Annotated in this window: 38 protein-coding genes; 1 reads left to right on the top strand and 37 read right to left on the bottom strand. The window is 64.4% G+C overall.

Annotated elements, in window-relative coordinates:
• Positions 1 to 24 precede the first annotated feature (24 nt).
• From BMY53_RS12665 to BMY53_RS12695, 7 genes are all read right to left on the bottom strand, one after another.
• Positions 25 to 285 carry a DUF1799 domain-containing protein gene (locus tag BMY53_RS12665; protein WP_092946824.1) on the bottom strand — a complete coding sequence of 87 codons (261 nt, stop codon included), beginning with the start codon at positions 283 to 285 and terminating at the stop codon, positions 25 to 27.
• A gap of 68 nt (positions 286 to 353) precedes the next feature.
• On the bottom strand, positions 354 to 680 hold the full coding sequence (locus tag BMY53_RS12670) for a phage tail assembly chaperone (RefSeq protein WP_092946825.1): 327 nt from the start codon (positions 678 to 680) through the stop codon (positions 354 to 356).
• A 52-nt stretch (positions 681 to 732) separates the two neighbouring features.
• Positions 733 to 1377: a phage tail protein gene (locus BMY53_RS12675; RefSeq protein WP_092946826.1), complete on the bottom strand. Its 645-nt coding sequence runs from the start codon at positions 1375 to 1377 to the stop codon at positions 733 to 735.
• 70 nt (positions 1378 to 1447) lie between these two features.
• Positions 1448 to 1879, bottom strand: coding sequence for a phage tail terminator-like protein (locus BMY53_RS12680; RefSeq protein ID WP_092946827.1), 432 nt, complete (start codon positions 1877 to 1879; stop codon positions 1448 to 1450).
• Complete coding sequence (locus tag BMY53_RS12685; protein ID WP_092946828.1) at positions 1876 to 2259, bottom strand: HK97 gp10 family phage protein; 384 nt, start codon at positions 2257 to 2259, stop codon at positions 1876 to 1878. The genes BMY53_RS12680 and BMY53_RS12685 overlap by 4 nt, the downstream gene beginning before the upstream one ends.
• Positions 2256 to 2615, bottom strand: a complete 360-nt coding sequence (locus BMY53_RS12690; protein WP_092946829.1) for a hypothetical protein — start codon at positions 2613 to 2615, stop codon at positions 2256 to 2258. The genes BMY53_RS12685 and BMY53_RS12690 overlap by 4 nt, the downstream gene beginning before the upstream one ends.
• Positions 2615 to 3106: a DnaT-like ssDNA-binding protein gene (locus BMY53_RS12695; RefSeq protein ID WP_092946830.1), complete on the bottom strand. Its 492-nt coding sequence runs from the start codon at positions 3104 to 3106 to the stop codon at positions 2615 to 2617. Before BMY53_RS12695 ends, BMY53_RS12690 begins: the two co-directional genes overlap by 1 nt.
• Positions 3107 to 3167: 61 nt before the next feature.
• Between BMY53_RS12695 and BMY53_RS12700 the strand changes: the two genes are divergently transcribed.
• Complete coding sequence (locus BMY53_RS12700) at positions 3168 to 3365, top strand: hypothetical protein (protein WP_092946831.1); 198 nt, start codon at positions 3168 to 3170, stop codon at positions 3363 to 3365.
• A 4-nt stretch (positions 3366 to 3369) separates the two neighbouring features.
• Here the strand turns inward: BMY53_RS12700 and BMY53_RS12705 are convergent, their stop codons facing one another.
• From BMY53_RS12705 to BMY53_RS12840, 30 genes are all read right to left on the bottom strand, one after another.
• Entirely contained in the window at positions 3370 to 4803 is a 1434-nt protein-coding gene (locus BMY53_RS12705) for an SGNH/GDSL hydrolase family protein (protein ID WP_092946832.1), read from the bottom strand.
• Positions 4804 to 4829: 26 nt separating this feature from the next.
• On the bottom strand, positions 4830 to 5303 hold the full coding sequence (locus BMY53_RS12710; RefSeq protein ID WP_092946833.1) for a hypothetical protein: 474 nt from the start codon (positions 5301 to 5303) through the stop codon (positions 4830 to 4832).
• A gap of 59 nt (positions 5304 to 5362) precedes the next feature.
• A complete protein-coding gene (locus tag BMY53_RS12715) occupies positions 5363 to 6328 on the bottom strand; it encodes a major capsid protein (RefSeq protein ID WP_092946834.1) in 966 nt (321 codons plus the stop codon).
• A 30-nt stretch (positions 6329 to 6358) separates the two neighbouring features.
• On the bottom strand, positions 6359 to 7099 hold the full coding sequence (locus BMY53_RS12720; protein WP_092946917.1) for a DUF6651 domain-containing protein: 741 nt from the start codon (positions 7097 to 7099) through the stop codon (positions 6359 to 6361).
• 156 nt (positions 7100 to 7255) lie between these two features.
• Positions 7256 to 7501 carry a hypothetical protein gene (locus tag BMY53_RS12725; RefSeq protein ID WP_092946835.1) on the bottom strand — a complete coding sequence of 82 codons (246 nt, stop codon included), beginning with the start codon at positions 7499 to 7501 and terminating at the stop codon, positions 7256 to 7258.
• Between the two features lie 7 nt (positions 7502 to 7508).
• A complete protein-coding gene (locus BMY53_RS12730; RefSeq protein WP_092946836.1) occupies positions 7509 to 8621 on the bottom strand; it encodes a structural protein in 1113 nt (370 codons plus the stop codon).
• Positions 8605 to 10032, bottom strand: coding sequence for a DUF4055 domain-containing protein (locus tag BMY53_RS12735; protein WP_092946837.1), 1428 nt, complete (start codon positions 10030 to 10032; stop codon positions 8605 to 8607). Before BMY53_RS12735 ends, BMY53_RS12730 begins: the two co-directional genes overlap by 17 nt.
• Positions 10033 to 10036: 4 nt before the next feature.
• Positions 10037 to 11311 (bottom strand): terminase large subunit domain-containing protein, encoded by a 1275-nt coding sequence (locus BMY53_RS12740; protein WP_092946838.1) that lies wholly within the window; start codon positions 11309 to 11311, stop codon positions 10037 to 10039.
• On the bottom strand, positions 11298 to 11852 hold the full coding sequence (locus tag BMY53_RS12745; protein WP_092946839.1) for a helix-turn-helix domain-containing protein: 555 nt from the start codon (positions 11850 to 11852) through the stop codon (positions 11298 to 11300). Before BMY53_RS12745 ends, BMY53_RS12740 begins: the two co-directional genes overlap by 14 nt.
• Positions 11853 to 12146: 294 nt before the next feature.
• Positions 12147 to 12431, bottom strand: coding sequence for a hypothetical protein (locus BMY53_RS12750; protein ID WP_092946840.1), 285 nt, complete (start codon positions 12429 to 12431; stop codon positions 12147 to 12149).
• Positions 12428 to 12739: a hypothetical protein gene (locus BMY53_RS12755; protein ID WP_092946841.1), complete on the bottom strand. Its 312-nt coding sequence runs from the start codon at positions 12737 to 12739 to the stop codon at positions 12428 to 12430. The genes BMY53_RS12750 and BMY53_RS12755 overlap by 4 nt, the downstream gene beginning before the upstream one ends.
• A gap of 1164 nt (positions 12740 to 13903) precedes the next feature.
• Positions 13904 to 14230 carry a hypothetical protein gene (locus BMY53_RS12765; protein WP_092946843.1) on the bottom strand — a complete coding sequence of 109 codons (327 nt, stop codon included), beginning with the start codon at positions 14228 to 14230 and terminating at the stop codon, positions 13904 to 13906.
• Entirely contained in the window at positions 14227 to 14364 is a 138-nt protein-coding gene (locus BMY53_RS25925; RefSeq protein WP_177200851.1) for a hypothetical protein, read from the bottom strand. The genes BMY53_RS12765 and BMY53_RS25925 overlap by 4 nt, the downstream gene beginning before the upstream one ends.
• A gap of 2 nt (positions 14365 to 14366) precedes the next feature.
• On the bottom strand, positions 14367 to 14666 hold the full coding sequence (locus BMY53_RS12770; protein ID WP_092946844.1) for a hypothetical protein: 300 nt from the start codon (positions 14664 to 14666) through the stop codon (positions 14367 to 14369).
• 56 nt (positions 14667 to 14722) lie between these two features.
• Complete coding sequence (locus BMY53_RS12775) at positions 14723 to 15187, bottom strand: hypothetical protein (protein WP_092946845.1); 465 nt, start codon at positions 15185 to 15187, stop codon at positions 14723 to 14725.
• On the bottom strand, positions 15184 to 15363 hold the full coding sequence (locus BMY53_RS12780; RefSeq protein ID WP_092946846.1) for a hypothetical protein: 180 nt from the start codon (positions 15361 to 15363) through the stop codon (positions 15184 to 15186). Before BMY53_RS12780 ends, BMY53_RS12775 begins: the two co-directional genes overlap by 4 nt.
• Positions 15360 to 16058, bottom strand: coding sequence for a DnaJ-like cysteine-rich domain-containing protein (locus BMY53_RS12785; protein ID WP_092946847.1), 699 nt, complete (start codon positions 16056 to 16058; stop codon positions 15360 to 15362). Before BMY53_RS12785 ends, BMY53_RS12780 begins: the two co-directional genes overlap by 4 nt.
• Positions 16059 to 16724: 666 nt before the next feature.
• Positions 16725 to 17402 carry a recombination protein NinG gene (locus BMY53_RS12790; protein WP_092946848.1) on the bottom strand — a complete coding sequence of 226 codons (678 nt, stop codon included), beginning with the start codon at positions 17400 to 17402 and terminating at the stop codon, positions 16725 to 16727.
• On the bottom strand, positions 17399 to 17803 hold the full coding sequence (locus BMY53_RS12795) for a hypothetical protein (protein WP_092946849.1): 405 nt from the start codon (positions 17801 to 17803) through the stop codon (positions 17399 to 17401). Before BMY53_RS12795 ends, BMY53_RS12790 begins: the two co-directional genes overlap by 4 nt.
• Positions 17800 to 17973: a hypothetical protein gene (locus BMY53_RS25930; protein ID WP_177200852.1), complete on the bottom strand. Its 174-nt coding sequence runs from the start codon at positions 17971 to 17973 to the stop codon at positions 17800 to 17802. Before BMY53_RS25930 ends, BMY53_RS12795 begins: the two co-directional genes overlap by 4 nt.
• Positions 17973 to 18473, bottom strand: a complete 501-nt coding sequence (locus BMY53_RS12800; protein WP_092946850.1) for a recombination protein NinB — start codon at positions 18471 to 18473, stop codon at positions 17973 to 17975. Before BMY53_RS12800 ends, BMY53_RS25930 begins: the two co-directional genes overlap by 1 nt.
• The gene (locus tag BMY53_RS12805) at positions 18470 to 18682 is read right to left on the bottom strand and encodes a hypothetical protein (RefSeq protein ID WP_092946851.1); all 213 of its coding nucleotides are present in this window, start codon (positions 18680 to 18682) and stop codon (positions 18470 to 18472) included. The genes BMY53_RS12800 and BMY53_RS12805 overlap by 4 nt, the downstream gene beginning before the upstream one ends.
• A complete protein-coding gene (locus BMY53_RS12810) occupies positions 18679 to 19608 on the bottom strand; it encodes a hypothetical protein (RefSeq protein ID WP_092946852.1) in 930 nt (309 codons plus the stop codon). The genes BMY53_RS12805 and BMY53_RS12810 overlap by 4 nt, the downstream gene beginning before the upstream one ends.
• Entirely contained in the window at positions 19592 to 19798 is a 207-nt protein-coding gene (locus BMY53_RS12815) for a hypothetical protein (protein ID WP_143074054.1), read from the bottom strand. Before BMY53_RS12815 ends, BMY53_RS12810 begins: the two co-directional genes overlap by 17 nt.
• Positions 19795 to 20460, bottom strand: coding sequence for a DUF6475 domain-containing protein (locus BMY53_RS12820; protein ID WP_092946854.1), 666 nt, complete (start codon positions 20458 to 20460; stop codon positions 19795 to 19797). Before BMY53_RS12820 ends, BMY53_RS12815 begins: the two co-directional genes overlap by 4 nt.
• Positions 20447 to 21313, bottom strand: coding sequence for a hypothetical protein (locus BMY53_RS12825; RefSeq protein ID WP_092946855.1), 867 nt, complete (start codon positions 21311 to 21313; stop codon positions 20447 to 20449). The genes BMY53_RS12820 and BMY53_RS12825 overlap by 14 nt, the downstream gene beginning before the upstream one ends.
• Positions 21310 to 21600, bottom strand: coding sequence for a hypothetical protein (locus BMY53_RS12830; RefSeq protein WP_092946856.1), 291 nt, complete (start codon positions 21598 to 21600; stop codon positions 21310 to 21312). The genes BMY53_RS12825 and BMY53_RS12830 overlap by 4 nt, the downstream gene beginning before the upstream one ends.
• The gene (locus tag BMY53_RS12835; RefSeq protein ID WP_092946857.1) at positions 21597 to 22346 is read right to left on the bottom strand and encodes a DNA methyltransferase; all 750 of its coding nucleotides are present in this window, start codon (positions 22344 to 22346) and stop codon (positions 21597 to 21599) included. The genes BMY53_RS12830 and BMY53_RS12835 overlap by 4 nt, the downstream gene beginning before the upstream one ends.
• Positions 22346 to 22555 carry a hypothetical protein gene (locus BMY53_RS25445; RefSeq protein ID WP_143074055.1) on the bottom strand — a complete coding sequence of 70 codons (210 nt, stop codon included), beginning with the start codon at positions 22553 to 22555 and terminating at the stop codon, positions 22346 to 22348. Before BMY53_RS25445 ends, BMY53_RS12835 begins: the two co-directional genes overlap by 1 nt.
• Entirely contained in the window at positions 22552 to 24570 is a 2019-nt protein-coding gene (locus BMY53_RS12840; protein WP_092946858.1) for a DNA cytosine methyltransferase, read from the bottom strand. Before BMY53_RS12840 ends, BMY53_RS25445 begins: the two co-directional genes overlap by 4 nt.
• Between the last annotated feature and the right edge of the window lie 30 nt (positions 24571 to 24600).

The raw sequence follows: 24600 nt of genomic DNA on the forward strand, positions 1-24600 counted from the left end.
GCGTGTCCAATGAGAAAAGCCCCATCACTGGGGCTTCTTGGGTCGGTTCTCTTCCATGGCCTGCATTGCGCCGGCTTGCAGTTCGCGGATGTCCTCGAACAGCTCCGGCCACCGCCTGCGCGGAATGCCCTTCATGCGGAAGACAGATTCGATCGACTGGGCGTTGAGGGCGTAGAGGCCGGCCGGGCCGCAAAGCCATTGGTCATCGAGGCTGGTGAAGATGTAGAAGGACTCAATGGTGCTGGGCCACAGGACGACCTGGTAGTCCGCCGCCACGTCCTCCATCTCAAGGCCGAGACCCTCCAACTCTTCAGGGGTCGGCGGCGCGAGCCACCGGCGCCGGCCGGCCTCCCTCAGTTTCCCAACCGGGCTCCGGTCTGCTCGTGCACGTAGCTGGCGGCGATCACGCCCGGGGCGGAGTGCCACTTCTGCACCAGCTTGGCCACTGACGCTTCGTTGAATTCCTCGGTGCAGTTGTGCCAGTTCGCCACGGCTTCCAGGATCGACTGGACATCCGAGCGGCCCACGGCCTTCTCACCGGCAATGAACTCCTTCAGCTCATCCACGTCGCGGTGCCGGAACTCCAGGTCCAACTTCAGCTCTTGGCCGCCGGGGCCGGGAATGACGATTTCCTTGCGGAAGGTCGGGTTCGGATCAAGGCTGACTTTTGGGGTGCTCATAGGGTCTCCTATGGAATAAAAAGAGCCCGCGCTCAGGCGGGCTCAAGGTGGCTTAGACGCGGTGCGGGCGGCCGACGAACGAGTGGGTCATCGGGCAGGCCATGATTTCGTTGGGCGTCATCGACGGGTTGTCATCGAAGCCCACATAGCCGTTGTAGAGGATCTCCTTCGTGTTCGGCAGGGCCGCCTTGAGGGCGCGCGGTTGGCGGTCGTCGTTGGCCAACTGCAGCAGCGCGAAGCCGGGCAAATCGGGGTCATCCGCGATCTGAATCGTCATGCCGGACGCACTCTTGACGGTCGGGATACGGCCTTCGGAGTCCGCCTCCAGGAACTGGAAGGTGACGAACTGCTGCTCGCCACCGTCCTTGCTGGTGTTGGTGATCTGTTGGATCGGAGTCCAGCCGGTGATCTTGCGCACAGTGCCGGCGCCGAGTGTGGCCGGGTAGCTGTTGACGTTCGAGGTGTTCAGCTTGGCGAAGGTGACCTGGTTCGTCGCCACAGCCTTCACCTTCATGATCCGGCCAGTCAAGCGAGACCAGCCCGAGGTGACCTCGGCGTAGTCGCCAACCACCAGGCCGTGGCCGGCGGCGAGTGTGGCGACAGCCTCGGTCGCGTTGGACACATCGCTCATGACGATGGCGGTGCCGTAACCGCTCGCCATCGCGAAGGTGGTGCCGTTGGGTAGAGAAACAGCCATGGGATTGCCTTTCGGGAATGAAAAAAGCCGCCCGAAGGCGGCTTGGTGCGATGCCCGAGACGGGCGGGATTCAGGTGTTGGGGTAGGTGTCAGCGCGGTAGGCGCAGGAAACAGGAACGACGAAGTAGCCGTCTTCCGGGTCGCCACTGCGGCGGCCCATGGGTCGAGTGATGAAGATCGGCAGGCCTGCGCGCACCATCGGCGCGGTGGGACTGAAGGTGGTGGCCAGGCTTTCGCACAGGTCGTCGGTGGGTCCATTGCCCTCACCGGCTGGCATGAACAGCGTGACCTGGAACAGCCCCTCGAACACGAGGTGCTTCATGTCCACGGTCTGGGTGTCCAGATCCACCGGCATCAGGTAGCAGTGGGCGTAGCGGGATCGGTCGGAAGGCGGCGTGAAGTCGCCCCCGTTCTCATAGGCCACCGGGATCGGCGGGACCTGCGCCGCCGCCCAGGCCGCCAGCCGGGTCTCGAAGGCGGCGCGGATGATCTTGTTGCTCATCGGGAGTTCTTCCTAACGAACCGGGTGAACATGAGCGCGGACTTGCGGACCATGCCGGTGGGGGCCTGCTTGGACCAACCGTGCTCCAGGCGCTTGGCGTAGGGGAGCGAATTGGTCATGTAGATCACGCCGCCCAGCTCCAGCGTCAGGGCCTTGCTTGCCTCGGTCTGGGCCCGGGTGGCGTCGGTGAACTGGCCGACCGAGCGATCAGGCGTCCCGTAAGCAACATTCCAGTTGGCGCGGAATCGCCCCGTATCCACCGGCGAGAGGTTGATCACCGAGCTGAACAGTTGAAGCGAGGTCTTGCGCGCCACCGTCTCCAGGTCCAACTTGGTCTTCTCCACCAGCTTGTCCAGCGGGACGGACCAACCGGTCTTCATCCCTTCACCTGCAGCTCGTACATCACCGGCACGCCGGCCGGAGCCAAGGGCTTGCAGATGGTCACCGCCAGGTCAGCGCCCTGCCACACCAGCTTCATGCCGGGCTTGGGCTCGGGAATGCCCTGGGGTGCGACCAGGAAGACGCGAGCACCATCACCGATCAGCGTGCCGTCCACATAGCTGCGCTCCGCCTGGGTATTGCAGGCGGTGCAGGGGTAGGTTGTCTCGGTGGCCGTGGTGGTGCCGGTGGCCGGGTCATAGACCTGGCCGGTCTTCACCTTCAGAGTGGTCGGCGCGCCGAAGCGAGCCAGCAGGCGCAGCACGGTCGCCGCGGTCTTGGCGTAGTCGAATCCCATCAGGCCCTCACCAGTCGAATGCCGCCTGCAGAGCGCAGCAGCGGGGCCACCAGGATCTCCACCGCTGGGTAGCGGGTTTGCTGGCGGGCGCCGTCGGCGTAGACCGTCTCGATCGGGCCCACGGTCTCGCTCTTCACCTGGGCGCCCTCATCGGCGGTCAAGGTCGCAGCGCTGGCACGCACGGCCAGCTCGCACGTAGCACGCACCAGGGCGACGGGAACCTTGTCGTAGGCCAACGTCACGCCATCCACGCGCACGCTGGACCTGGGCCAGTCCAGCGCCTGGGTGGTCTTCACCCGGCAGCCAGCCCAGCGGCCGGTGTAGCCGCCCAGCCATTCCGTGGCCTGGCGGAGCAGCGCTTCCTTCTTGTCGGTGGTGATCACCGGCCATGCCGCGTTGCCGCGCTTGGTGAAGTAGTCGTCCGCATCCGCCACGCTGGCGTAGGACTCGGCATCGGCCAGGCCGGTGCCGTCTTCCACGATAAGGGCCATATGGCTTTCTCCCCCACCCGAGGGGGTGGGATTGCTGATGCCGGCCGATGAGAATCGGCGCATGCAACAAAACGATTCAGGGATTGAAGATCGGGAGCCACTGGTGGATCCGTGGCTTGGAGGATTCGGATGGCGGCATGGGCTGATCGGCGCGGCCCTCGTCGGCCTGCTGGCGGTGCTGGGCTACGGCCAGCACCCCCCTGAGAAGCTGGCCAGGGCCGAGGCGCCTCCGCCGCCGGCTTCCGCGCCGCCGCGCTGATCAGTCAGGCCATCGACAGCGGCGGCACCAGGATGTCGGCGATCCAGCTTTGGATCACGTCGCCGCCGTGCGCCGCATCTGCCCACAGGCCGCCGGCCACACCAGGCGATGCTGGGATGCGGCCAGAGTCGGACAGGGCGATGTGGGCCACGCCCGAAGCACCCCCAGGGCCGCCCGTATCTGCGGCGGCGATGTCCTTGGCCGCCTGCACGAAGTCGGACCAGTTGCTGGTCTGTCCTGCGTTCTTGATCAGTGTGGTGTCCGCACTGGTCATGAGCAGGATCGAGGCCGTCACACCCGCCGCACGCAGTCGGGCAATGTAGGTCTCCAGGTTGGCCTTGTACTGGGCGGCGCTGATGAACAGCCCGGCGCCCTGCGCGAAATCGTTCTGGCCCAGGGCAATGATTAGCAGGTGCGGGCCGATGGTGGCGATGCGGGCATCCAGGGCGGGCACGGCCAGGTAGTCCGTCGTCCGGAATGCCGTATGGCCACCTTCGTAGAACTGAATGCCGGCGTTCAGATCGCCGTCGTAGAACGCAGCGCCAGCGATGTAGACCTGGCCACCAGACGACCACCCCACCTCAAGCGTGTGCTGGCCAGAGACCAGTGGGCCGATCGTGACGTATCCGTTGTCAGAGATCGCACCGTTGTTGGTCTCGAACGTCACCGCGGCCCCGCCGTCCACCTTGTAGTAGCCGACACGAGTGCTGGAGGCCTTCAGGTAGTGAATGACCGCATGCGTGCCCGTGAAGGTGATGGTTGCGGTCTGCCCGGCTGCGCCAAAAATGTTGTACCGGAGACCCAGGCCGCCACTGGTGAAGTTCTGAGCAGGCGCGCCCGCCAGAACCCAGGGGTTCGTGTAGGGCGCGAAGATGCTGACGTTCTGGATCGGCACGTAGCCGATGCCGCCGCCCGAGCCAATGCCGGCCGTGGGGTATTTGGCGCGTAGGCGCTTGGGCAGCAGCTGCGTCCACTGGCGGCCGAAGGCCGTGGCCGTGCGGTACTCCATCCAGGAATCACCGATGCCGACGATCTTTGCGGCTGCGTAGTCTCGACCTGCCACCGCCTGATACCAGGTGCGCAAGGCTGCGATGGGGCCGCCGCTCGAAGCAGCAGCACCGCTCACCACCACCTCTTCGCCTAGCGAGTTGGTGATCTTCTTGGAGACGGCGTCCTGGCGCAGCGCCAGCTGCTGGCCGACCTGCTCGTAGGTCGTGGTGCCAGTCTGTGAGCGAACCCGAACCACGGCCGGTACGCCGTAGGGACCGAACTGCCTGGAATCCGTGGGTGAGCGCAGGCGCGGCGATTGGTAGGGCGATCCGGGCGCGCCGGCCAGAAGGTCCACATACGCCTCGCCACCGTCTGCAACGCTCACCTTGTAGGCGTCGGTCGGGCCGAGGTTCAGGGTCTGGGATGAGCCTTGAGAAACGGTGGGCATGGGTGGTCTACCTCAGCGGTGTTGGGTCAGGCGTTGGGAGCGGCGTTGAGCAGCTCCAACAGCGACTCGCGGGACGCGTTGCCCTTGAAGGCAATGCCCTTGGCGGTCAGCAGGTCCTTGATCTGGGTGGCGGTCAGTTCGACCTGCTGCGCTTCGTCAGCGCCTTGGCCCAGTGCGGATTCATCGCTTGCCGGGACCTGCTGCACCTGGGCCTGCTGGTCCGCGATGACCTGCGACACCTCTTCGGCCGTGCTGACCGGCGTGTAACCGGTGGGCGGGTAGTCGATTGCGAGGTAGCCGGCAGCCACGAACTCAGCCACGGTGGGGCCATCGCTTCGGAGCTCGGGGGCCAGCTGCAGCTCGGGAACGTCGGGGTTCTCGTAGTCGGTGGGCTTGAAGTCGGCATCCAGGATCCGGAAGCCGAAGGAGCGGATGGCGGCCTTGCGCTCGGGGCTGACCGGGTGCGGCTCGTACCAGATGGCGTGCTTTTCTTGGGACATGTGGGCCTCAAATGAAAAAGCGGGGCCGAAGCCCCGCTTGTGTGGCGGTCAGGAACCGATTACTTGGCTTCGTCGCCGATGGCGATCACGCCGGCGGTCTGCTTGATGTCGGTCGCGACCTTGTCCCAGTTGGTGCCGGTGGCCAGGGCCGCGTCGGTCGGCGACTTGCCGCCATTGGCCTCGTCCCAGGTGTAGCCCTTCATGCCGAGGCCGAAGGTGTAGTCCACCTGCATCGTGGTCTCGATGCGCTCCTTGCCGTTGACGGTCTCGATGTTCGAGATCACGTCACCGCCGTCGAACACCACCGCCGCGCCGGAGGCCAGGCCCAGCACCTTCTGCTTGTTGGGCGTGCCAGCGGCATACAGGGCCGGGGCGTCGGTGACGATCACGGCCTTGTTCAGGATGTCCACGATGGTCACGCCCTCGGCCTTGAACAGGTTCTGCGCGTTGGTCAGGTTCTGGCCGATCAGCTTGTGATAGACCGCGCCGGTCATCACGTTGGCCACGATGTCGCTGGAGCGATCACCGAACTTGGCGTGCGCGCCGTTCAACGCGCTGTAGCTGATGCCGGCGGTTGCGCTGACATCGTTGGTGGCGGCGGCCTGGTTCTGGATCGCGGCCACCAGAGCGGCGATGGCCGTGTTCAGCTGGTCGCGCAGCATCGCCTCGGCGAAGTTGCGGCTGGCCACCTCGATACCTTCAGCCGTGGGCTTGCTCAGCCACGTCAGCTGCGAGGGCTCGAAGCGGATCGGACCGAAGCCGCCGGCGACCTTGACGGCAGAGAACTTGAGCTGGCTCAGGTCCGTCACCGTCGCTGCTGCATTCGCACCGTAGCGATTCACTCGGCGCTGGGCTGCGTGGATGCTGGCGAAGAACGACTCCTGCAGGAAGTCGCCGGTGAAGCCTTCAGTGGTCAGCTGAATGGCGCCGCTGGATGCGGCATTGAACTTGTCCACCATCTGGGCCAGCGTTTCGATGGTCGCCGGCATGATGAAGTCGTTGAAGACTTGCATTTGAGAGAGCATGGGGTCCCTTTCAGGGTATGGAGAGGTGCTTTAGGAGGGAAGGCTGAACTTGGCGTTGATCGCAGCGACGCGTTCGCTCTTGCTGCCGCCGAAGTCGCCCTTCGTTTGAGACTTGCCGCCACCACTACCACCCGAGCCGCCGCCAGCAGCGCCTGAACCCTTCAGGATCTGGTTCTTCTGTGGATAGGCGCCGACGATCGTGGTCAGGGCTTCATCGAAGTCCGCCAGCTCGCCTGGGTTCGAGGCCGAATAGATCTTGTTGCCGTTGGCATCAGTCGCCACGACCTTCCCATCCACCACGTTGAAGTGCTTGCCGAAGCGCGCCTCCACCAGGTCGGCCGGGATGGCCAGCTTTTCGGTCACGAACTTGGAGCGGGTGAAGGAGCCGCCGACCATGTGGCCGTGGAGCTGCCCCCGCAAGGTCTCGGTCTCGCTGTTGGCATCCGCCAACTGCTTTTCGTAGGCGGCTTTGATCTCGCCCTTGACCTTCTCGACCTCGCCCGCTTCGATCAGCTTCTTGGCGTCCAGGTTGGCGACGGTGCCCAGTGCCTTCTTCGCGGCCTCCGGGTCCTCAATGCCGTCGAAGGACTTGAGCTTGCCTTCGGCGGCTTCCGCGCGCTCCCGGTGGCCCTTGGCCTCGGCGTTGAGGCGGCTGATGGTGTTGGTGGTGCCAACCACATCGAATGCGACCTCGCTGCCGTCGTCCTTGACATAGACGGGCTTGCCGTCCTGAACAACCACATTGCCTTTGTCGTCGAGCTTGAGTTTCATGGTGCGTTTGAGGCCATCCGGCCAGTTGGTGTGCCCCATCCGGGACGGTCCGCCCTACTCCGCATCCGCGTTTTGGACATGAAAAAAGCCGCCCGCAGTTGCCTGGGGCGGCTCAGAAATGAAAAAGGCCCGCGCGGGGCGGGCCTTGTGGTGTGGTCAGGGGGCTTCTACTCGCTCCCCTCGTTTGACGAAGCAGTGAAGGCAGATCAGCGCCTTGGCGCCGCCCACCGGCTTGCCGGCCGGTGAGACTTGGACACCCACGCGCGTCTCGATGAACTCGCTGGCACCGCAGCGGCGGCAAACCAGTTGATGGCGCGGCGCGGCCTCACGGACCCGGCGCCGCACCTTCTCGGCGGGCGTCTCTTCGGGCTTTGGGGTGGGCGGCACAAGCTTCAGCGTCACGCCGCAATCATAAGCCGGCAGCCTTGAATGCGGCTGGCTGCCGCTCCTTCAACTGCTCCAGGGTGAGCATCTGCCCCTTGTTGTTGCTGAAGGCCTCCAGCGGCAGATCGCCCTGGCGGTAGAGCTTCGCCCGGGCTGGGCCGAGGATCTCCGCCTGTCTATCAGCGCCCTGGCGCTCGAACCATTCCTTGTACGTGGTATCCGCCGGCACCGCGCCGTCCATGCTGGCACGCTGGCCCTGAGTCCAGTCCGCCACATCCTCGCCGCCCAGCTCCTTCCAGCTCTTGAGCACCGGCGAAGAGCAGGACCTGCAGCAGTAGTGAAGCCGCCCGGGCCCAGCTTCCCATGGCACCTTGTGCTTGATGGGCTTGTGCGTCACTGGTTCGTACAGCAACCCGTCGCGGATGCGGCAGGGCTGGCTGGTCTTGTTGTCCAGCGTGGCCCGCCAGGCTTCAGCCTTCAGCAGGTCCGCATTGGCCGCCAGCACTTGGTCCCGGGCGTATCCGGCAGTGTGTCCCACCGCCGTGCGCACCACCGAATCGGCATGCCGGCGGTCGATCTCGATAATGCCGTCCTGGTAGTTCTGGGCCCTGGTCCCTCGAATCTGCCGGACGATCTGAGAGACCGTTTTTCCCTCCACATATCCCATCCGCACCGTGTCACGGATGCGTGTCATGCGGTTGCTCTCCAGGCTGGCCGCCCACTCCTTCAGAAGACGCCCCTGGAAAGGCCTGGCCATGGCCGCAGCGTGCACCTGTTCGATGGACACGCTGTTGAACCGCGCCGCCAGGGTGTCGGGTAGCGGATGGGTCAGCGTCTCACGCTGAAACCCCACCTCTGTCTCCACCAGTCCCCTCAGGTCCTTCACGAGCTCCTGCTGCATCTGGTCATAGACCAGCGCGTTAAGCGTCCGAACCGAGCTCAGCAGCTCTTCCAGGCGCTGCACAGACCAGTTGGAAGCATCCAGGTCACCCAGTGCCACCTCCAGTTCTGCGATCAACCTGGCGTCGGCCCTGTTGAGGATCGCCAGAAGCCGAGCAGCCAGCCAGTTGGAGTACTTCGTTATGTCGATGCTTCGGGCGACGGCCTCATCTGCCAGCCAGTCATTCGCCGATGCCATTGCCCGGCTCCGTCAGGCTACCCGGGGGTGGGCCCTGCTCTTCCAGCCGAGCCTTCTCGTCCTCTTCCGTGACCTCGGCAGACAGGATGCCGCGGCGCCGCAACTCATCCCGATACGTCTGATCGCTGATCTTGCCGGCCGTCGTTGAGGTCAACAGCAGCTGGGCGGTGGCTTCCACCATCGTCCGGGCGCCGTAGTCAGAGAACAGCTTGACTGAGCCGCCCTCGCCTGCCTTGATGAAGTCGGCCGTCATCTGCAGGGCAGAGTTGAGCGTGTCCTGCAGGCCGTTGGCGATGCGCTGCAGCTTGCACATGGCCACCGAGTCTTCGGAGCTGGTCTGCGTGGCGGACTTCTCGACCTGCTGCTCCAGCACCAGGAACTCAGCGCCGGCCTGGCGCATTTCGTCCTTCAGGTCCTGCAGAGACTGGCGGCCGGAGTCGATGGCCTTGCCAGTGTGCTCCACAAACTTCAAGTCCGCGCCCTGCGGCAGGTCGTTCAGCGTGCCTGCACCTACCTTGAACTCCGCAGCCCGCAGCCGGCCGTCTTCGTCCATGCGCTGATCAACCCCAGTGCGCGCCAGGATCGGCACCCGGGCGACGTGCAGAATGTTGTCCTGGTCGCTCTGGCTCTGCCAGTGCTTGATGTTGAGGTGTGCCACCTCCAGCAGAGGCGGCGACCCGCACATGAAGTCGTCCCGCTTGCCGTAGGCCACAGCAAAGGGGATGTAGTCAAGCGAGGTGCGGCCCTGGTCAAAGATCGCCCAGCCGCTACGCCCACGGGCCGAGGCCTTTCGATATATTGACCAGGCGCCGGGCACAAGGACGCGGACCTGCTCGACGGTGGTCGTACCGAAGTCCCCGTCTGCCTCCTCCACCTGCTCCAGCAGGCGCAGCATGGACAGTTTCCAGACGCCGTTGACCTTTTGCTTGCGCCATCCCAGGATCTGCTCGGGCTTGATGAGCACCCAGTACGGGCGAATGCCGGCGGCATCCTCGTCAGCCTTCGTGCGTACCGACTCATCCCGCTTTGGCGCCTCAACCAAGATGCCACTCAGCCCCTTGGACATCACCTGGACCATGGCCTCGTGAGCGAACACGTCCAGCTTGCGCCCCTCAAGGTCAATGTTCGAGAAGAACCCTTGAACCGCCTCCGGCACGTCGTCACCAACCGTGATGGGCTTTGAGAACGGCTTGGCCGACAGGCTCTCCACAGTCTCCGAGAAGGCCGGGAACAGGGTGGACGTTTCCAGGCGCTTGCAATAAGCGTCGTCGTCCTCGCCGGGCCACTTGGGCAGGCGTGCCTGGCCGGCGCGACGCATGGTCGAGGTGCCGCCCATGAGGTCTGACACCAGCCGCCATACCTTACGCATGGCGTCCACCAGCGTGGATGTTTCGTTGACCTTGAGTGCCATAGGCTCACATGCGAAGTGCGTGGGACGATGCGGCGCGCCGGACAACCGGCCAGTTCTTCACGATGAAGTAGCCGTTGGCGTCGTTCATGTGGTCGTGGCCGGTCTTCTTGTCGGGCTCACCCTTGTCGTCCCAGGCCTGCTGCTCCAGCGACTCAGTGGTCACCGGACACAGGCGGGTGTTGATCTTCCACCGCCGCTGGCCTTCTGCATTCAGCAGGATCGCCTCGACGGAGTTGATGCGGTCCTTGACCGCAGGGTTCGTGCCGTTCACCACCACGTTGAAGCCGCCGGCTCGAAGGATCGACAGATCCGATTCGCTGGCGTTCTTGCTGCTGGTGTTCTGGCCGCTGGCATCCGGATACACCGAGATGCTGTGGCCCTTGCTCTGGTATCGCTCCTTGATGAGCCTGACCATCTCGGGGGTGTCGCGCACCTTGGCCAACTCGCCAAGGGTCCGTGGCTCCCCTCCCCTCACCACGGACACGCCGGCCGCCATCTTCATGACGTTGAAGTCCATGCCGATGTGAAGCGGCTCGCCCGGCTTGATCTCTTCGTCCGTGTGGTTCAGCTTCCGGTCGAAGTTGGCGTAGACGTTGCCGCTGGCCAGGTTGACGAACTCGCCGCGGATGTACGCCTTGATCAGGTTCGGTGGATAGCTGGCCAGCAGGGACGGGATGTAGTCCGCCGGCAGATTCTTCGCGTTCTGGTAGGTGCTGGCCTGCACCAGCCCATACATGGCCGCCAACCCCGGCTTCTCCCGCACCTGCTTGACGAACTGCTCGAAGACGAACTTGTAGCCCTCGGGCGTGGTGGTCACGCTCACGTCGTTGCGCAGCCCGTCCACGTTGTAGCGCATCCGGGCGATGATCTTGCGCCAGGCGTGCTCCGCCTTGGCCTTGACCATCACGTCCAGTTCATCGACCAGCGCCTTGCCGACCTTGAAGCCCACGATGCTGGCCGGCTTCTCCATCGAGCGGCAGATCACCGTGTTGCGATAGTGCCCGTTGGCGTAGACGTGGACCTCGTTGTTGCCCTGGTTGATCTCGACGTCTAAGCCCCAGTCGTACGCCACTTCCTCCATGGTCGGGAAGAAGATGTCCCGGATCAGCGGGTAGGTCGGCGCGAAGTAGCCGCCATTGACGCCTGGCCACTCCCACGCGAACTTGCACAGGTCCGCGCAGCCCGTCCAGGTCTTGCCGGATCCGAACCCCGCGACCAGCGCCTTGTACTTTCGGTCCAGCTGCAGGAACTGGGCCTGGGGGACGTTAAGTTTCGGCATCTGGGTTGCTCGCGTCCACCACCTCGACAGTGATGCGCTGCGGGATTGGCTTGGCCTGCTGGTTGATCTCCTTTGCCAAATCCTTGTTGGCCTGCAAGAGGCTCATCGGGATCTCTGCCGAGTCGTTCGCCAGCTTCGTGAGGACCGCCACGTCGCGAAGCGCACCGCGGCTCTCGTCATCCAGCGGAGCCGCGTCATCGATCTCCTGCACCTTGGCGTGAGCGATGCCGGACAGACGGTGCGCGGTGGCGGCGCCGTACTTGGCGGCGCTGGCGAGGTGCTTGCTTATCGCCTTCAGCTCGTCGGCGAGCGTCAGGGCGGCGATCTGTTCCGTAACGGGCAATCGGCGCAGAGCCGCATCGGCCTCAACTATTTGATTCGCAACGGCTTTTACCGTTCCGTTTCGTTCGGAAAAGCGTTCGCTAATCCGGGTCTTGCTGACCTTGAACTCTCGGGCCAGGTCGGCAGCCTTCTCGCCAGCCAACAGCCTCTTCTGGATCTCCGCCCACTGCTGTTCGGTGAGCTTGCTCGGTCGTCCCATGTCCGACTCCTTCTCCCTTCGGACGGGGTTGCGCCCATCAGGTCCGTGCTCCAGCGGTTCCCCGCCGGCGGCGCTCTACGGCTTCATGCCGCTGGGTGCTGCTGTCTGCTGCCTTGCAGGTTTCTTGCGCGACGGCCATCGGGCCGGTGGGCAGCGCATCGCGGGAGCTATCCGGCCACATTTGCGCCTGGCCGGCCACTGGTCTGCTGAGTGGAATGAAGGGCGCTTCCCTTTGCGCTGGGTCCTTCAGGGCCCAATGCAAAGAGCCGCACGAGGCGGCTCCTGTTCCAGCGGTCAGATGCTCGGACACATCCGCCAGCTGTCCGTGAGCGTCGGGGTCTCGCGGCGTGCCATGCGCATGCGGTACTGGTCCGCGGCCTTCAGCTTCGTGTGGGCGGTCGGGGCGACCACCTCGGCCTTGCCGGGCGCCATGCTGGTGGCGGTGAAGACGTGGAAGGTCAGGTAGTCCACCGCCAGCCGGTAAACGGCACGCGCCGACGTGGCGACCACGTGGACAGCGGACGAGATGGCAGCCACGGCAGCGACTGCGAGCGACAGGAAGACGGAACGATTCTTCATCGGGTTCTTTCAACTGATCGCGGCGGCTCACCGCTGGAGGTCCTGGCCATAGCGGAACTCTTGATCTGCACCAGTTCAATGTGGCCTGCGTGCAGCGTCCGGAACAGCACACGCTTGCGGTGCTTGTCCAGGCGGATCGGGTTGTCCACCACCTGGAGGCGCCCCGACTTCCGGTGAACTGCGCGAACACCCGTCAACTCCACCCCGTCTGCGATCACCCGGCAGGGGATGACATCCCCGGCGCGGATCCAGCCTCGGTTTCTCGCCTCGGCCAGCTTGCAGATGCGGTCAAAGATGGGTGTGTTCATAGGTGCCCGGCCGACAAGCGACCGATTCATGAAGTGCGCGCGGATGGCGAGGTCACGCGGCCGGGCTTTGAGGTTGCCGGTTACTCTCGTCCGGCGCCATTGCGGCAGGGCTATTGCGATCAAGTCGTGGGGTGGCGCCAATTCCCACTTGAATCCGGCGGGGCCGCTGCCACGGTGTGGCGTGAATGGGTGGGGGAGTTACTGTGTGCCCTTCTGTGCCGCCCCTTGGCCCACCCTCATGGGCGGGGGCAGTCTCATGTTTCACTCAGGCCGAAGCCCTTTGGGCGCAGGGAGCTCTCCCCCGTTGATCGGGAAATGAGAAAAGCCCGCCGAGCGTGAGCCGGGCGGGCTTGTGTGTTGGGGGTGGCCGGTACTGATCTCCGGCATGGACTCATGTCGATTACAGAGGCTCGCGGGTCCTCAACGCTCTCCAGCGCATCAGCCTGCGCATACACCCTCAAGAAAAAGAGCGGATCACGCCCTCTCGTACCTGGGTCGCCCCAGTGGCGGCAGTCTCTCGGATGACTGGTCCCGCTGGCCGTTGCAGTTTTGCTCTGCCGCGCTCTTTCTTGAGGATCCCCGTCTTTCCGGGGTGTCAGACAGCAGCATGTCAGGCGTACTCTCACCGGCTCCGTCATCGGCGCGGTCCTGCAAGCAGGCGCTGGCCTTGCGCTTCCTCGGATGCTCGGGCTGTCGAGACTTCAGGGGCTTCGCGGGCGCCACCCCGCAGGCTTTTCCCCTGGTGCCGAACTTCGCCCTCAAACTGCAGGGCCGGCTGTCGCGGTTATGTGTTCAGACGCGCCTATCCCTCTAGTGTCTGCCGGACTTGCCGGCTTGAGCGTCACGGACGCTGGTTGGCGGTGGAATGAGCGAACTCTATCGGATCATTTTCGAGTCGTGTTGAAAGCGTTCCGCTTTCGGCACGCTTTTCTCAATCGTTGGGTTTCGGGCGTTGGTTTGTGGCTGCCACGATGGAATCCGCGACCTCGTCACCGACCCCGGCGATCTTGGCGAAGGACCGGAGTTGACTGGGGAGCACCGGCCAGAAGTCCGGGCTCATCTGCCGTGGATCGCGCCCCGCCGCCGCCTGCCGAGCGCACCATGCGTCGAAGGACTGAAGGTCCTCAGCATCCAATTTCCCCCTGAACTCATCTAGTGGCGTCGTCATCCGGCCGCCTGGTTCGTCAGCATCGCACGACCTCTCTCGGTGATCTGGAAGTCTCCCCGGCACCCACAGGCGCAGCCGTCCACAAGGCCACGGCGGATGAGCATGTTCATTTTCGCTAGTACCAAACGCTGCGGGAGATCGGGCGGCATCGCGTCGCGCACGGATGGTGCGTGGCAGCTGTCGTCGCGCGACAGATTGAAGTGTATTGCCGACCGCCACCGCACGACACGTCCGTCATGGCTGGTGAAGCTGCCCAGATCGGTGAGGAATTCAAGTATGGGCCGATCCGGTATGTCTTTGCACTGAGCGCGACCGTTCTTCATTTGGGCATCCTTGCATGGGAAACCAGGGCCCGCCACGCCTCCGCCACCAGCAGGCAGAAGATCACCAACGGGAGGAAGACACACATGGCTGCAACGAAGCAGCCGGCGAAGATGTTGGCAGGCAGGTCGCGCATGATCAGCAGCCGCGGTTCTGCGGCTTGTTGTTCATCGCCTGCAGGATGGCACCGTTGTAATCCTCGGTCGCCCGTTTCTGCTGGCGTTCCGCGTCCTCGATCCGGTGGGCGGCCTCCTGCATCACGGCCTTCACCACCTCGGCGGCGCTGTGGTTCTTCAGCAGGTGATGCACCTCCGTCTTCAGATCAGGCTTGGCGCAAGTGACGCCAGGCTCCAACCAGCCTTCGGGACCCAGTAGGCGGCGGGATGCCTCGCCGCCACATTCGCGCTGGCTGCGGTCAAGATTCAAGTGTTGGGACATGGTTTCCTTTCATGCGCACTGCTGGCGCGTTGTGTTGGGTGGTCAGTGGAGTGGTCTCAGGCGTCCCACCATTCCGCCTTGTGCATGCGCTTGGTCATGCCGTTCTCGAAAAGCAGGTTGGTGCCGTAGTCGTGGCAAACGAGCCAATCCTTGCCGGGTTCGCCCGGGTGGCGCCCTTCCGCCCGTGCCATGCCGTAGTTGGTGCGTTTGAAGTCGCACAGGTAGGCCGGCATCCTGTCCAGGAACTCGCCCGGGGCCGGCGGCCTGGTCCGTTCCATGATGAGGATCGCGCCGTTGGGGCTGATCCAGCGGCAGGCAGCAAACCAGCGGCTGTGCTCGGTGCCCTTGACGCGGTTCCAGGTCTCCCACTCCACGATGTTCTGAAACCGACCGGCAGCTTCTTCCACCTTAATCACGCAGTCCGGCAGGATCTTGCTGCTGAACACCTTACGGCTCATGCCGTAGCCGATCTGCTCGTCGCAAAGCAGGTCGAAGGCCTGGCGCCATGTCCCTTCGCTCATTTGATGCACACCATCTGGCGACCGTCGTGGACCGGGACCCCGCCCGCCTCCTTGCAGGCCGCCGAGAACCCCCGGGGGCCTTCGCCCAAGAGCGCTGCCAGGAGGATCGCGATGGCAGCGATCAGCACCAAACATTCCACGAAATATTCCGCGCCCCACTCGAAGAAGCGTTTCATGCGTTGATCCTCGTCTTGCGGTTGATCTGCCCCATGGCCCCCTGGGCCTTGGAGTCCAGCACGTTCAACAGCCACAGGCCGAAGCCGTGGAGGTTGGGGTTCTCGCTGAGGGTGGCCATGCGGCGATTGCCGGTGCCTCGGCATGGGCGGCAGTGGACTTGTGGCTGGCGGTACCCGCCATTGAAGCCGCGCCCGCCGCAGTGGTGGCACTTGCGGTCTACCCAGGTGTCGAGGACGTTGCCCAGCATGGCGAAGAGCGCGGCGTCGTCGCCGGTGTTGATCTTCTTGACCAGTGCCTGCTTCACAGCGAAGCCCAGTAGCGCCTGCTTCGCGATCCGAAGCGTCGGCATGTTCATCATCACCATGGCGCGGCCGGTGATGGCTTCGCGCTGGGCCTGCTGGGTGTGGAATACGACGGCGTCGCGGTGGCCGGCAGCTACATCGTCGTCCTTCGCTCGCTGCGCAAGGTCTGCGTGCTCGCGGGCCTGCCTCAGCTGATCAGCCTGGGCTTGCTGGTAAAGGGCGAGTTCGCCGGCCTGACCGTCCCACTCAGCGCGGACTCGCGCGAGGATGACGCCGAGTGAATCAGCGCCGCCGGCCGCAATGATGCTGTCAATGTCGCCGCGCTGGTCGGCGGCTACCTCAAGATGGCTGGACCGGGTGGCCCGAGCGTATCGCTCTTCGGTGAGGCTCATGGCGTCCCACAGGTACGGAATTCGGCCCCGACTCATTGAAGAGCCAAGGATTGGATTCCCATCCAGGGGCCGCCGCTTCGGCCTTGTTGCTTTGTGTGTAGTAGCGGGACGCGCACGCATTATGGTGGCAACGGCAGCCCATTGCAAGCAGCCTTAGCCAGAACTTTCATTGAATGACGCTCAAATCTTCCAGAGGTATGCACAACGTGATCACACACCAATTATTGGGACTTTTTTGCACCTCTTTCAAAGCTTGAACTATTGATTTATTGTGGAGACTCATCCATTAATGGAGTTATCCAATGAAGCACCTACCCATGGCAGTTAACGCATTTGCAGACGAGGATCTCATCGGGGCTATTGAATATGGCTATAAGGCCTGCACTGAGCGCACCGATATACCGCCCGAGCGGTCAGATGCGGCCACGGAGCTTATTTCGCTGCTAGCGACACTTTCCGGGAGTACGATCGCACAAGAACGAGGCAAGTGGAACACCCACTGGGAGTCAATTACTGACGCCACTCAGTGTTCCAAACAATCGTACTCTTACCAGCGAGATGCCGCTACGGCGGTGCTTAATATTGCGGTCTCCAACTACATAAAATCGCAAGTCGACAACGACCCTGAAGCGGATCAGGCCGTTATCAAATATCTGTCACTTCGGCCTAAGCAGCGTCCAGCAGCATCGCATCATTCGCCGAGCGTTTCTCTATCAGACGGGTGCGCTCTCGATAAATCTCCCTGATCTCGCGCAACTGATGCCGGGTCCATTTGTTTGCCGCATTACTGCATTCAATCGCATGCACTCGCGCTGCACCGATGCGGGCGATCAGACCCAGGCGATAGTCCACCGCCATCCCGGCACCCCACTGATTGCACTTCACACATTGAGCATGACAATTGTCCTCGTGGAAACGGAGGTGGTCAGCGCTGCCGATGCTTCGGTAGTGGCCGGCATCCCGGCCGGCATGCAGCTTTGTGAGGTTCGGTGGTGGGGCGCCACAAGAGATGCAGGGGCGTCCCGCATCGCGCAGGCGCACCCACTTGTTGAAGGCGGCCTGGGCTTCCTTCTTCAGCTGCGGCACGGTCTTCATGTCCTCCAGCTGTGCGCGGGTCTGCCTGCGGTCCTCCAACGCCGCCCGCGCCGCCGCCTTCTCGTTCGCCAGCCGTCCCAGCACGGCCGCGCACTCCTGGCCACAGGCCTTATGCGTCATCGAGCGGCGGACGAACCGGTTCTGGCAGCCGGGCGCCTTGCACTTCACCGGCTTCTTGCCGGGCTGCTGGCTAGCCTCAGGCGGCCGGGCCTTGAACGGTGTTCGCTTCATCGGCACGCTGCGCTTCATACGTAGGGCCCCGGCGCCGGCGCGCGCTCGTTGGCGAGGATCATCCGCTCCGCCTCTGCGATCACCTGCCGCCAGTCGCGTGGGTCAATCCTCGCCGGCCAACGCGGATACGGGCACTCCTCGTCGTTGGGGTCGAACTCTCCGACCGCCCAATACACCTGATCGAAAAGCATCGACCACGCCGAGTCATCCCACCATTCCGGCTCGTAGTATCCAGAAAAGCCGCCGAAGCCGGGCGTCCCCTTCAACACCGCAGTTTCATCGCCACAGCCTGCGCCATTCCAGCCGTCATGACCGCCCTTCTCACGCACCACGAACTCGATGCCCTTCAGGTTCGGATCCAACGCGATGCAGAGCGGCGCCGCGCGTTTGCACAGCTTTTTGAAGAATCGTGGTTTCATGCTGCCTCCCGTTCGTTTGATTCGTAGTCCGCCACCCAGTCCACCGCGTCGGTGAGGTTTTGGCGCTGGACTTGGTCCATGGCTCGGACCTGGTGCTGGACCTGCGCCGGCTGGCAACCCAACAGGCCGGCGGCCAGGCGCGTGCGCTGCTCCTTCTCGGTTTCAGCCATCACGCGGCCTCCCTCTGCGAAGCGCTGGCGTCGTTGGCAGCCTCCTGGCGGCCCAGGCTGGTGGGGCTCCACTTCACCCCGCGTGCGTCGCCCGTCTCGTGCAGGAACGCCAGGTAGGCCCCAGCCAGCGGGTGGGGGAACACGCGAGACCTTGGGCTGTAGAGATGGAACCCCACGCAGTCCATGCTCGGCACGGAGACCACCTCCATGGCTTGCCACATCGGGGCGAACTCTGGGTCCTGTCGAGTGGCCTCATAGAAAGCCGCCAGGGTGGAGCGTTTCCAGGTCTCGGCGTCGCGCTGCTCTCCGCCCAGCAGGCAATCGCGGGCCAGGTCCTTCAGGGCGGAGTGGTAGGTGTGCTGCTGTTGGAGGGACTGCTCCTCATAGGCGATCAGCATCATGGGCCGCTGGTTCAGCCTCAGCATGGCTTTGATCTGCTTCCACGCGTGCAGGATTGCGCTGTGCCCCTCAAAGGTATTGGGTAGTCGGGCGTAGATCATGCCGGCACCTTCTGCGGATACTTGCTGGGCTTGGTCACGATGTAGGTGGGCTCCACCCTGGCCAGCAGGCCTTCATCGCGCAGCTGCGCCACGATCGCGCGCGCCGCCCGCTCGGTGACGTTGAACCGCCTCTGAATGGCATCCACCGTCAGGCTGGCGCCCGGGTTGGACTGGCAGAACTCGCGGATCTCCTTGCGTGGGTAGGTCATGCTGCCTCCGCCACGGCCTGAGCCCAGTTGCTGGCGGGACGGTCGTAGTGACCGATTCGCCCAGAGCCGAAGCCACCGATCACGCGGCTGCCTTCCACCTCGTAGCGGCCCAACGGCGTGCTGATGCGGGTAATCTTGGTCTGCTCGGTGATGATGGGCTGGCCAGGCTGCAGGGCTGGCGGGGTGGCAATGACCTTCGGCTCGCGGACCCTCGCCGCCTTCGGCAATGACGCCTTGGCCGGCGCGGCGGCCTTGGGCTGGACAACCCTTGGCGCCTTCGGCGGCGCCGGCTCCTTGGGGGGCTTTGGCAGCTTGGCCGGCTTCAGCGACCGAATGGGCTTCGGCTTGGGCGGCACCGCCCGCCTCTCGCGCCGCCGCTCCGCCGTAGCCAGGTCGCGCAGCCTGATCTTCTCCGTGACCGAGTTCCCAGGAAGCCGCTGCCACGCGTCCGCTTCATCCTGGGTGCGGAAGTACCGAAACACCGGGCGGCCGTAGGCGGACAGATCCGCGGCGCGCCCGATCATGCCCTTCTTGAACATCTTCAGGCAGTCCTGCGCCAGCGGCGATGCTGGTATCTTGAGTAGCTCAGCAAGGTCTTGAGTGATCAATCCTGCGGGGCCCAGGTTGGCGATGATGGAATCCCATAAGGTGGACCTGGGCGCGGCCTCGAACTGGTGGACCTCGGCCAACGCGGCATCGGTCCAGAACCGAGTAACCACCCCGCCACCCTCGGTACCGCGCCGGCACACCAACATGCCGGACTTCAACCGCAGGTGCAGGCACGAATAGGCCCGCTCGTGGTCCATGGCGGCATCCGCCATCAGTTCCTTGGCCGTGACACCCTGGGGTCGCCCAGCAAGCGGAGCGATGATCCGATTCAGGGTCTCGGGGGAGCGTCGTGTCCGGTGGTCAGGCTGCTTTTCCATAGCGCTGGTCCTCAAGTTCGATTTGACTGATGGGCTTGACGATGGCGATCTCGGACACACCGTCCTCACCTTTGACGCATAGACGGTCGTGAGGCTTTCCGATGACCATGACTGCCGACTGGTGGTAGTTGGCGCACTCCTCACGGAGCTGGCACCAGCCACCCATGCACGGGTTCAAGACAATGCTCATGCGGCCCTCCCTGGCTGTTGCGGGTCGTTCGACGCCGGGCGCAGGTCTGGCAGCGTCAGCACAGCCACCGTTGCAGCGAGCCGGGCGACAGTCCCACCGGACAACACCAGCCGGGCCAGGTCCTTGTCCCCGACCAACACCGGAGGTGGAGGCAGCATGCCGCGCTTGGCAAAATCGTCTCTGCCGCTCCCAGCGCCCGTTAGGCGGCCTGGGTATTCGCCGCACTCTCCTCGGCGAGCGTAGGCCCGATACGCCTCGCAGAATCGGTGTTGGAGGTAGCTCTGCTCCTCGTAGGTCGTCCGACATACCTTGGGCCAGCCACCAGCGTCCACCACGCACAGATGGATGAGCGGGTCATCGAACACCACGTCGCTGTAGGCGCCGACCTGGCCGATAGCTGCCGAAACCTTGCCCCAGGCCACCAGGGCCCGGTCTGTTTGCGTACCCTGCAGCTGGCGGACGATGTCGGCAGGCTTGGGCATGAACTGCCCCCGATCCGCGTCCATGAGGTGGCCGGTCAGCGCCTTCGTCACCTGCTGCAGCTCGAAGGCCTTCATCGCTTCGATCCACAGGCTGGCGGCGAAGTCGGACATGTCCTTGCCGTAGAAATCATGGACGCCCGTCAGGACTTCCAGGAACTTGGGGTATTCATCCGGCTGCATGAAGCTTCTCCAGGACTCGGGCCGCTGTGGCGGCGTTGCGGGATTCAAGGGCTGATTGACGGGACTGCGGTTGCGCCCCACCAACGTGATGAGCCGGAACGACTGGCGGCGTCCATTTGTCTTGGTAATGCAGGCCAGGCCCAAAGAACGTGGCGGCCTGCTTGACGAACCGAGGTTCGGTGCGTGACAGCTCCACAAACCGGGCATATCGGCGGACGCCCTCGGTCAGCTCTTCGGCGGTTGCGCCGGACTTGAGGCGAGCCTCCCAGGCTTTGAACGCGTCGGCCTTGCTGTTGCCACCAGCCCGCGCCGGGTAGTCCGCCCAGGCGGTTTCGAACTCGGCCGTGTAGCCCTTGCCGGAAGGCCCCGAAGCACTCGCTCCCGGCGCGCCAGCGGCGGGGGTTTTGTTCCCCTCTTCTCCTGTCTTATCTTCTCTTGTCTTATCGGTTTCTTCTGGGTTGCCCATGGGTTGCCCAGCGGTAGCCGGCGGGTTTCCCATGGGTTTCCCATGGGTTTCTGGCGGGTTCTTTTTCGGCCTTCCGCCCTTTGATCCGTTGTCCCAGGCGGCCATGAGAGAGGCGTTCTGATCAGCCCACTTCAGCACCTCAACGGTGTCACCGACGCGGGCGAGGTAGCCGCAGGTGATCAACGCGCGCTCCAGGTCCTCGGCGCTGCACTCGGCTTTGCAGATGCCTTTCACGCCCTGCGGCGGGATGGTGAATTGGGTGGCCTTGCGGGTCTGGCAATGGCCCCACAGGCGCAGCAGGTAGAACGGCGCGAACTTGTCGCCGCCCAACTCATCCACCAGCCAGCCGGTGCGCCAGTGGTCCAGGAAATCGGGATCGACGATCACAGGGCAAGCTCCAGTTGCTGGGCCACCAGGCGCAAGGCCTCCACCGGACGGCCAGATTCCGGGCACAGCTTCTCCCCCACCACTTCGATGAGGGCCTTCTCCAGGAGCGCGTGCACCCTGCCACACACAGGACCGGAGCGCATGCCGGTCAGCTGCTCCAGCTGCCGGCGGGTATAGAGCTGGCCCACCACCATCGCCTTCAGCACCTTGCGCTCGCTGGCGCAGAGGTCCACCTGGGCGATCTCGTAGTAAGCGCGGAGGGACGTTTCTGCCGTGTCGTGCGTCATGCTGCGATCCCTCTCAGAAGGTCGGCCTGCTCCGGCCGGGGTTGATCTGCCATCTCGAACAACTGGCGCTGTTGCAGGGCCGCGGCCACCCGCTCGCAGGCCTTGGCGAACACGGCCGGGTCCTTCTCGATCCCGACGAAGTCGAAGCCCCGGTTGTTGGCGGCGATGGCGCTGGAGCCGCTTCCCAGATGCGTGTCGAGGATCATCTGTCCAGCACGTGCATATCGGTCGTAGCACCACTCGTACAGCGCCACCGGCTTCTGCGTGGGGTGGATACGGGACTCGTTCCGGCTCTTGTCCCCGCCGTACTGGCCCTGATGCATGCCGTTCCACACGTAGCGGAAGATGCGAACCGCAGCGTCAGCGCTGCAGTAGGCCAACTCAGCGTCTGCGAAGCTGCTCGCCCCGTTGACCTTGTCCCAAACGATCCACCCTGGCGACGCGCTGTTGAAGCGGTCGGCAAAGTGGTTGGCGCCCCAGATGATCTGGTCGCGCGCCACCCGCTTGAGATGGTCAAAGTACTCTGCTCCCGGGATCTCCCAGGATTCCAGCGAGTCGTAGTGCTTCGCCCGAGGGACCCCGAGGCTCGAATAGCCCTTGCCGTAGTACCCAGCCTTGTTCGGTCCATCGAAATACGGCGGATCGGTCACGGCCAGGCCGAAGAACCCATCCGTGAAGTCCGGCAACAGTTCCATGCAGTCGGCCAGCATGAGCGTGGCGCGACCGATGACCACAGTCTCGACCATCACACCCTCCTTCCAGCGCGAATGGCGCGGTCCTTGTCCCGACCGGCCTGCTTCTGGGCCGCCGTAAGGGTCGGCGCCGGAGATGGCCCGTGCAGGTCCAGCTTCGCCTGATTCATGGCAGCCAGCTTTCGACTCGTGACGGCTGCGGCACGCTCCTTGGCGGTGGGGCCGGGCATGACCGGGACGTAGTTGGTGCTGAATGCGTTCAAGCTGCCTCCCGATAGATCTGGTGTTCGTGACGAAAATTGGCCTCCACCAGAGCCCGCGCCTGAGGCGGGCTCACGCTGTTTCCGCACATGCGCACCTGGGCCGTCGCCGTCAACGGGATGCGCGGAACCTTGAGCGGATCGGCCGCCTGGATGCCTTCCTTGAAGAGCTGGGCCGGGTCCGGGATCTCCTCGATCACATAGTCCGCCGGGAAGCCCTGGGCGTTGAAGAGCTCGCGCGGCTTGAGCATGCGCAGGGTGATGTCCACCAGCACCCACCACTGGCCGCGCTGGTGAACCGTGACCATCTCGGCCGGTTCTGCGAAGTGCTCAGGCAGGTACTTGTGCAGCAGGTCGGCGCACTGGCGGGCGCGCTCGGCGTGTTCGGGCGCCAGGCTGGCGGCCGGGACCTGCATGGTCTGAACCACACCTATCCGGCCCTTGGTCGGGATGGTGTGCATCGGGTCATCCAGGTCCTGCCACTGGCCGCCGTTGCTGTAGTACTTCACGGCATAGGCGGTGATCAGGCGCTGGTTGCTGCCGGCGGCGGTGATGGTGCTCAGCGGCTCATTCGCGGCCCGGCCGTCACCGTCATAGAAGCCGCCATTGGCCTGCTCCAGGCAGGCTGCGACGAGCGCACTCGTTGCGCCACTGGCGGTCACGGTGTTGAGAGGGACCCCCAGGTCTCGCACCCCATGGCTGAAACGCTTCGTGCCGCACTTTCCTTCGCCGTGCCCCATGTCCACCAGATGGGCCATGGTGACTGCATGCTTGATCCCCCCGGCCACCACGGTTCCGAGCGGGTGCCCGACATGGTGCGTGCGAGGTTCCTGTCCAGGCCGTTCGCCGTAGCCGATAGTGATCAGGTGTGCACCGGTCAGGCCGTGATGGGTACCTCCCGCCGAAACCGTAGACAGCGGATCTCCGACGCTGTGCCCGCCCATGTGCGCTTCGCTGGTGCCGCGCATCGGCGCCAGCGCCGGAGCTATCACCGTGAAGTGACCACCCTTCACCTGGGCGCAGACGGTGCGCATCGGCTCATTGGCCGCCGCAGTACGCCCCTCCGCCGGACGCGACTGGTCACCAAGGAACGGCGCCAGTACCGGCGCAGCTACGCACGAATCCGCCTTCGATGTGATCGTCTGCAGCGGCTGCTCCACGCTCCGTTCCGGCGACTGCCCCATTCGCCCCCCAACCCCCACGATGAATGGGGATGCACTGGTGAGCACGTGACGCCACAAACCTTTTGCCACGCGGCGTTGTGTGTTCTCGGCCAGCTCCTTCTTGCGGCCGAAGATGCTCAGGGCCGGGAGGCTGAAGTCGATGCAGTCGGCGGCGGTGCGCCAAGCCTGCCGCCGCCCGGCCTGCACCTCGGCGGAGGTGGGCTTGCCGAACTGGTGGTCCGGAAACTGGATCGGCAGGCCGTCGCGGCGCGCCACCAGGAAGAGGCGCTTGCGGATCGTCGGCGCGCCGTCGTCGCACGCCCGCAGCTCGCGCCACTCCACCGCGTAGCCGTGCTGGCGCAGTTGGCGGACAAACGACTCGAAGGTTTTGCCCTTCTTGGCGGGGTCCGGCCGGGCGGTGCCGTCCGCTTCGATGATGAGCGGGCCCCAGTCCTGGAACTCCTCGACGTTCTCCAGCATCAGCACGCGGGGCTTCGTCAGCGCGACCCAGCGCATCCCGACCCAGGCAAGGCCGCGAATGTGCTTCGCCACCGGTGTGCCGCCCTTGGCTTTGCTGAAGTGCTTGCAATCGGGGCTCAGCCACACCAGCGCCACCGGCTGGTTCTTCGTGACCTTGATCGGGTTCACATCCCACACGCTCTCGCACAGGTGGTGCGTGCGCGGATGGTTGATGGCGTGCATCGCCAGTGCTTCAGGATCGTGGTTGATCGCGATGTCCACCGGACGGCCGAAGGCCTGCTCCAAGCCGGTGGACGTACCACCGCCGCCGGCGAAGTTGTCGATGATCAGCTCGCGGCCCAGGTCCAGCGGCATCGTGAAGGCGTCTCGCTTCATGCGGGCTTGCCTCCCAGCGGACGCGCAAAG

Source organism: Roseateles sp. YR242 (assembly GCF_900109745.1).
Lineage (GTDB): Bacteria > Pseudomonadota > Gammaproteobacteria > Burkholderiales > Burkholderiaceae_C > Roseateles.

Excerpts from the sequence above, each read along its gene's own strand:
- BMY53_RS12665 (WP_092946824.1), bottom strand. The coding sequence starts at position 285 with ATGGAGGACGTGGCGGCGGACTACCAGGTCGTCCTGTGGCCCAGCACC.
- BMY53_RS12670 (WP_092946825.1), bottom strand. The coding sequence starts at position 680 with ATGAGCACCCCAAAAGTCAGCCTTGATCCGAACCCGACCTTCCGCAAG.
- BMY53_RS12675 (WP_092946826.1), bottom strand. The coding sequence starts at position 1,377 with ATGGCTGTTTCTCTACCCAACGGCACCACCTTCGCGATGGCGAGCGGT.
- BMY53_RS12680 (WP_092946827.1), bottom strand. The coding sequence starts at position 1,879 with ATGAGCAACAAGATCATCCGCGCCGCCTTCGAGACCCGGCTGGCGGCC.
- BMY53_RS12685 (WP_092946828.1), bottom strand. The coding sequence starts at position 2,259 with ATGAAGACCGGTTGGTCCGTCCCGCTGGACAAGCTGGTGGAGAAGACC.
- BMY53_RS12690 (WP_092946829.1), bottom strand. The coding sequence starts at position 2,615 with ATGGGATTCGACTACGCCAAGACCGCGGCGACCGTGCTGCGCCTGCTG.
- BMY53_RS12695 (WP_092946830.1), bottom strand. The coding sequence starts at position 3,106 with ATGGCCCTTATCGTGGAAGACGGCACCGGCCTGGCCGATGCCGAGTCC.
- BMY53_RS12700 (WP_092946831.1), top strand. The coding sequence starts at position 3,168 with ATGCAACAAAACGATTCAGGGATTGAAGATCGGGAGCCACTGGTGGAT.
- BMY53_RS12705 (WP_092946832.1), bottom strand. The coding sequence starts at position 4,803 with ATGCCCACCGTTTCTCAAGGCTCATCCCAGACCCTGAACCTCGGCCCG.
- BMY53_RS12710 (WP_092946833.1), bottom strand. The coding sequence starts at position 5,303 with ATGTCCCAAGAAAAGCACGCCATCTGGTACGAGCCGCACCCGGTCAGC.
- BMY53_RS12715 (WP_092946834.1), bottom strand. The coding sequence starts at position 6,328 with ATGCTCTCTCAAATGCAAGTCTTCAACGACTTCATCATGCCGGCGACC.
- BMY53_RS12720 (WP_092946917.1), bottom strand. The coding sequence starts at position 7,099 with ATGAAACTCAAGCTCGACGACAAAGGCAATGTGGTTGTTCAGGACGGC.
- BMY53_RS12730 (WP_092946836.1), bottom strand. The coding sequence starts at position 8,621 with ATGGCATCGGCGAATGACTGGCTGGCAGATGAGGCCGTCGCCCGAAGC.
- BMY53_RS12735 (WP_092946837.1), bottom strand. The coding sequence starts at position 10,032 with ATGGCACTCAAGGTCAACGAAACATCCACGCTGGTGGACGCCATGCGT.
- BMY53_RS12740 (WP_092946838.1), bottom strand. The coding sequence starts at position 11,311 with ATGCCGAAACTTAACGTCCCCCAGGCCCAGTTCCTGCAGCTGGACCGA.
- BMY53_RS12745 (WP_092946839.1), bottom strand. The coding sequence starts at position 11,852 with ATGGGACGACCGAGCAAGCTCACCGAACAGCAGTGGGCGGAGATCCAG.
- BMY53_RS12750 (WP_092946840.1), bottom strand. The coding sequence starts at position 12,431 with ATGAAGAATCGTTCCGTCTTCCTGTCGCTCGCAGTCGCTGCCGTGGCT.
- BMY53_RS12755 (WP_092946841.1), bottom strand. The coding sequence starts at position 12,739 with ATGAACACACCCATCTTTGACCGCATCTGCAAGCTGGCCGAGGCGAGA.
- BMY53_RS12765 (WP_092946843.1), bottom strand. The coding sequence starts at position 14,230 with ATGAAGAACGGTCGCGCTCAGTGCAAAGACATACCGGATCGGCCCATA.
- BMY53_RS25925 (WP_177200851.1), bottom strand. The coding sequence starts at position 14,364 with ATGCGCGACCTGCCTGCCAACATCTTCGCCGGCTGCTTCGTTGCAGCC.
- BMY53_RS12770 (WP_092946844.1), bottom strand. The coding sequence starts at position 14,666 with ATGTCCCAACACTTGAATCTTGACCGCAGCCAGCGCGAATGTGGCGGC.
- BMY53_RS12775 (WP_092946845.1), bottom strand. The coding sequence starts at position 15,187 with ATGAGCGAAGGGACATGGCGCCAGGCCTTCGACCTGCTTTGCGACGAG.
- BMY53_RS12780 (WP_092946846.1), bottom strand. The coding sequence starts at position 15,363 with ATGAAACGCTTCTTCGAGTGGGGCGCGGAATATTTCGTGGAATGTTTG.
- BMY53_RS12785 (WP_092946847.1), bottom strand. The coding sequence starts at position 16,058 with ATGAGCCTCACCGAAGAGCGATACGCTCGGGCCACCCGGTCCAGCCAT.
- BMY53_RS12790 (WP_092946848.1), bottom strand. The coding sequence starts at position 17,402 with ATGAAGCGCAGCGTGCCGATGAAGCGAACACCGTTCAAGGCCCGGCCG.
- BMY53_RS12795 (WP_092946849.1), bottom strand. The coding sequence starts at position 17,803 with ATGAAACCACGATTCTTCAAAAAGCTGTGCAAACGCGCGGCGCCGCTC.
- BMY53_RS25930 (WP_177200852.1), bottom strand. The coding sequence starts at position 17,973 with ATGGCTGAAACCGAGAAGGAGCAGCGCACGCGCCTGGCCGCCGGCCTG.
- BMY53_RS12800 (WP_092946850.1), bottom strand. The coding sequence starts at position 18,473 with ATGATCTACGCCCGACTACCCAATACCTTTGAGGGGCACAGCGCAATC.
- BMY53_RS12805 (WP_092946851.1), bottom strand. The coding sequence starts at position 18,682 with ATGACCTACCCACGCAAGGAGATCCGCGAGTTCTGCCAGTCCAACCCG.
- BMY53_RS12810 (WP_092946852.1), bottom strand. The coding sequence starts at position 19,608 with ATGGAAAAGCAGCCTGACCACCGGACACGACGCTCCCCCGAGACCCTG.
- BMY53_RS12815 (WP_143074054.1), bottom strand. The coding sequence starts at position 19,798 with ATGAGCATTGTCTTGAACCCGTGCATGGGTGGCTGGTGCCAGCTCCGT.
- BMY53_RS12820 (WP_092946854.1), bottom strand. The coding sequence starts at position 20,460 with ATGCAGCCGGATGAATACCCCAAGTTCCTGGAAGTCCTGACGGGCGTC.
- BMY53_RS12830 (WP_092946856.1), bottom strand. The coding sequence starts at position 21,600 with ATGACGCACGACACGGCAGAAACGTCCCTCCGCGCTTACTACGAGATC.
- BMY53_RS12835 (WP_092946857.1), bottom strand. The coding sequence starts at position 22,346 with ATGGTCGAGACTGTGGTCATCGGTCGCGCCACGCTCATGCTGGCCGAC.
- BMY53_RS12840 (WP_092946858.1), bottom strand. The coding sequence starts at position 24,570 with ATGAAGCGAGACGCCTTCACGATGCCGCTGGACCTGGGCCGCGAGCTG.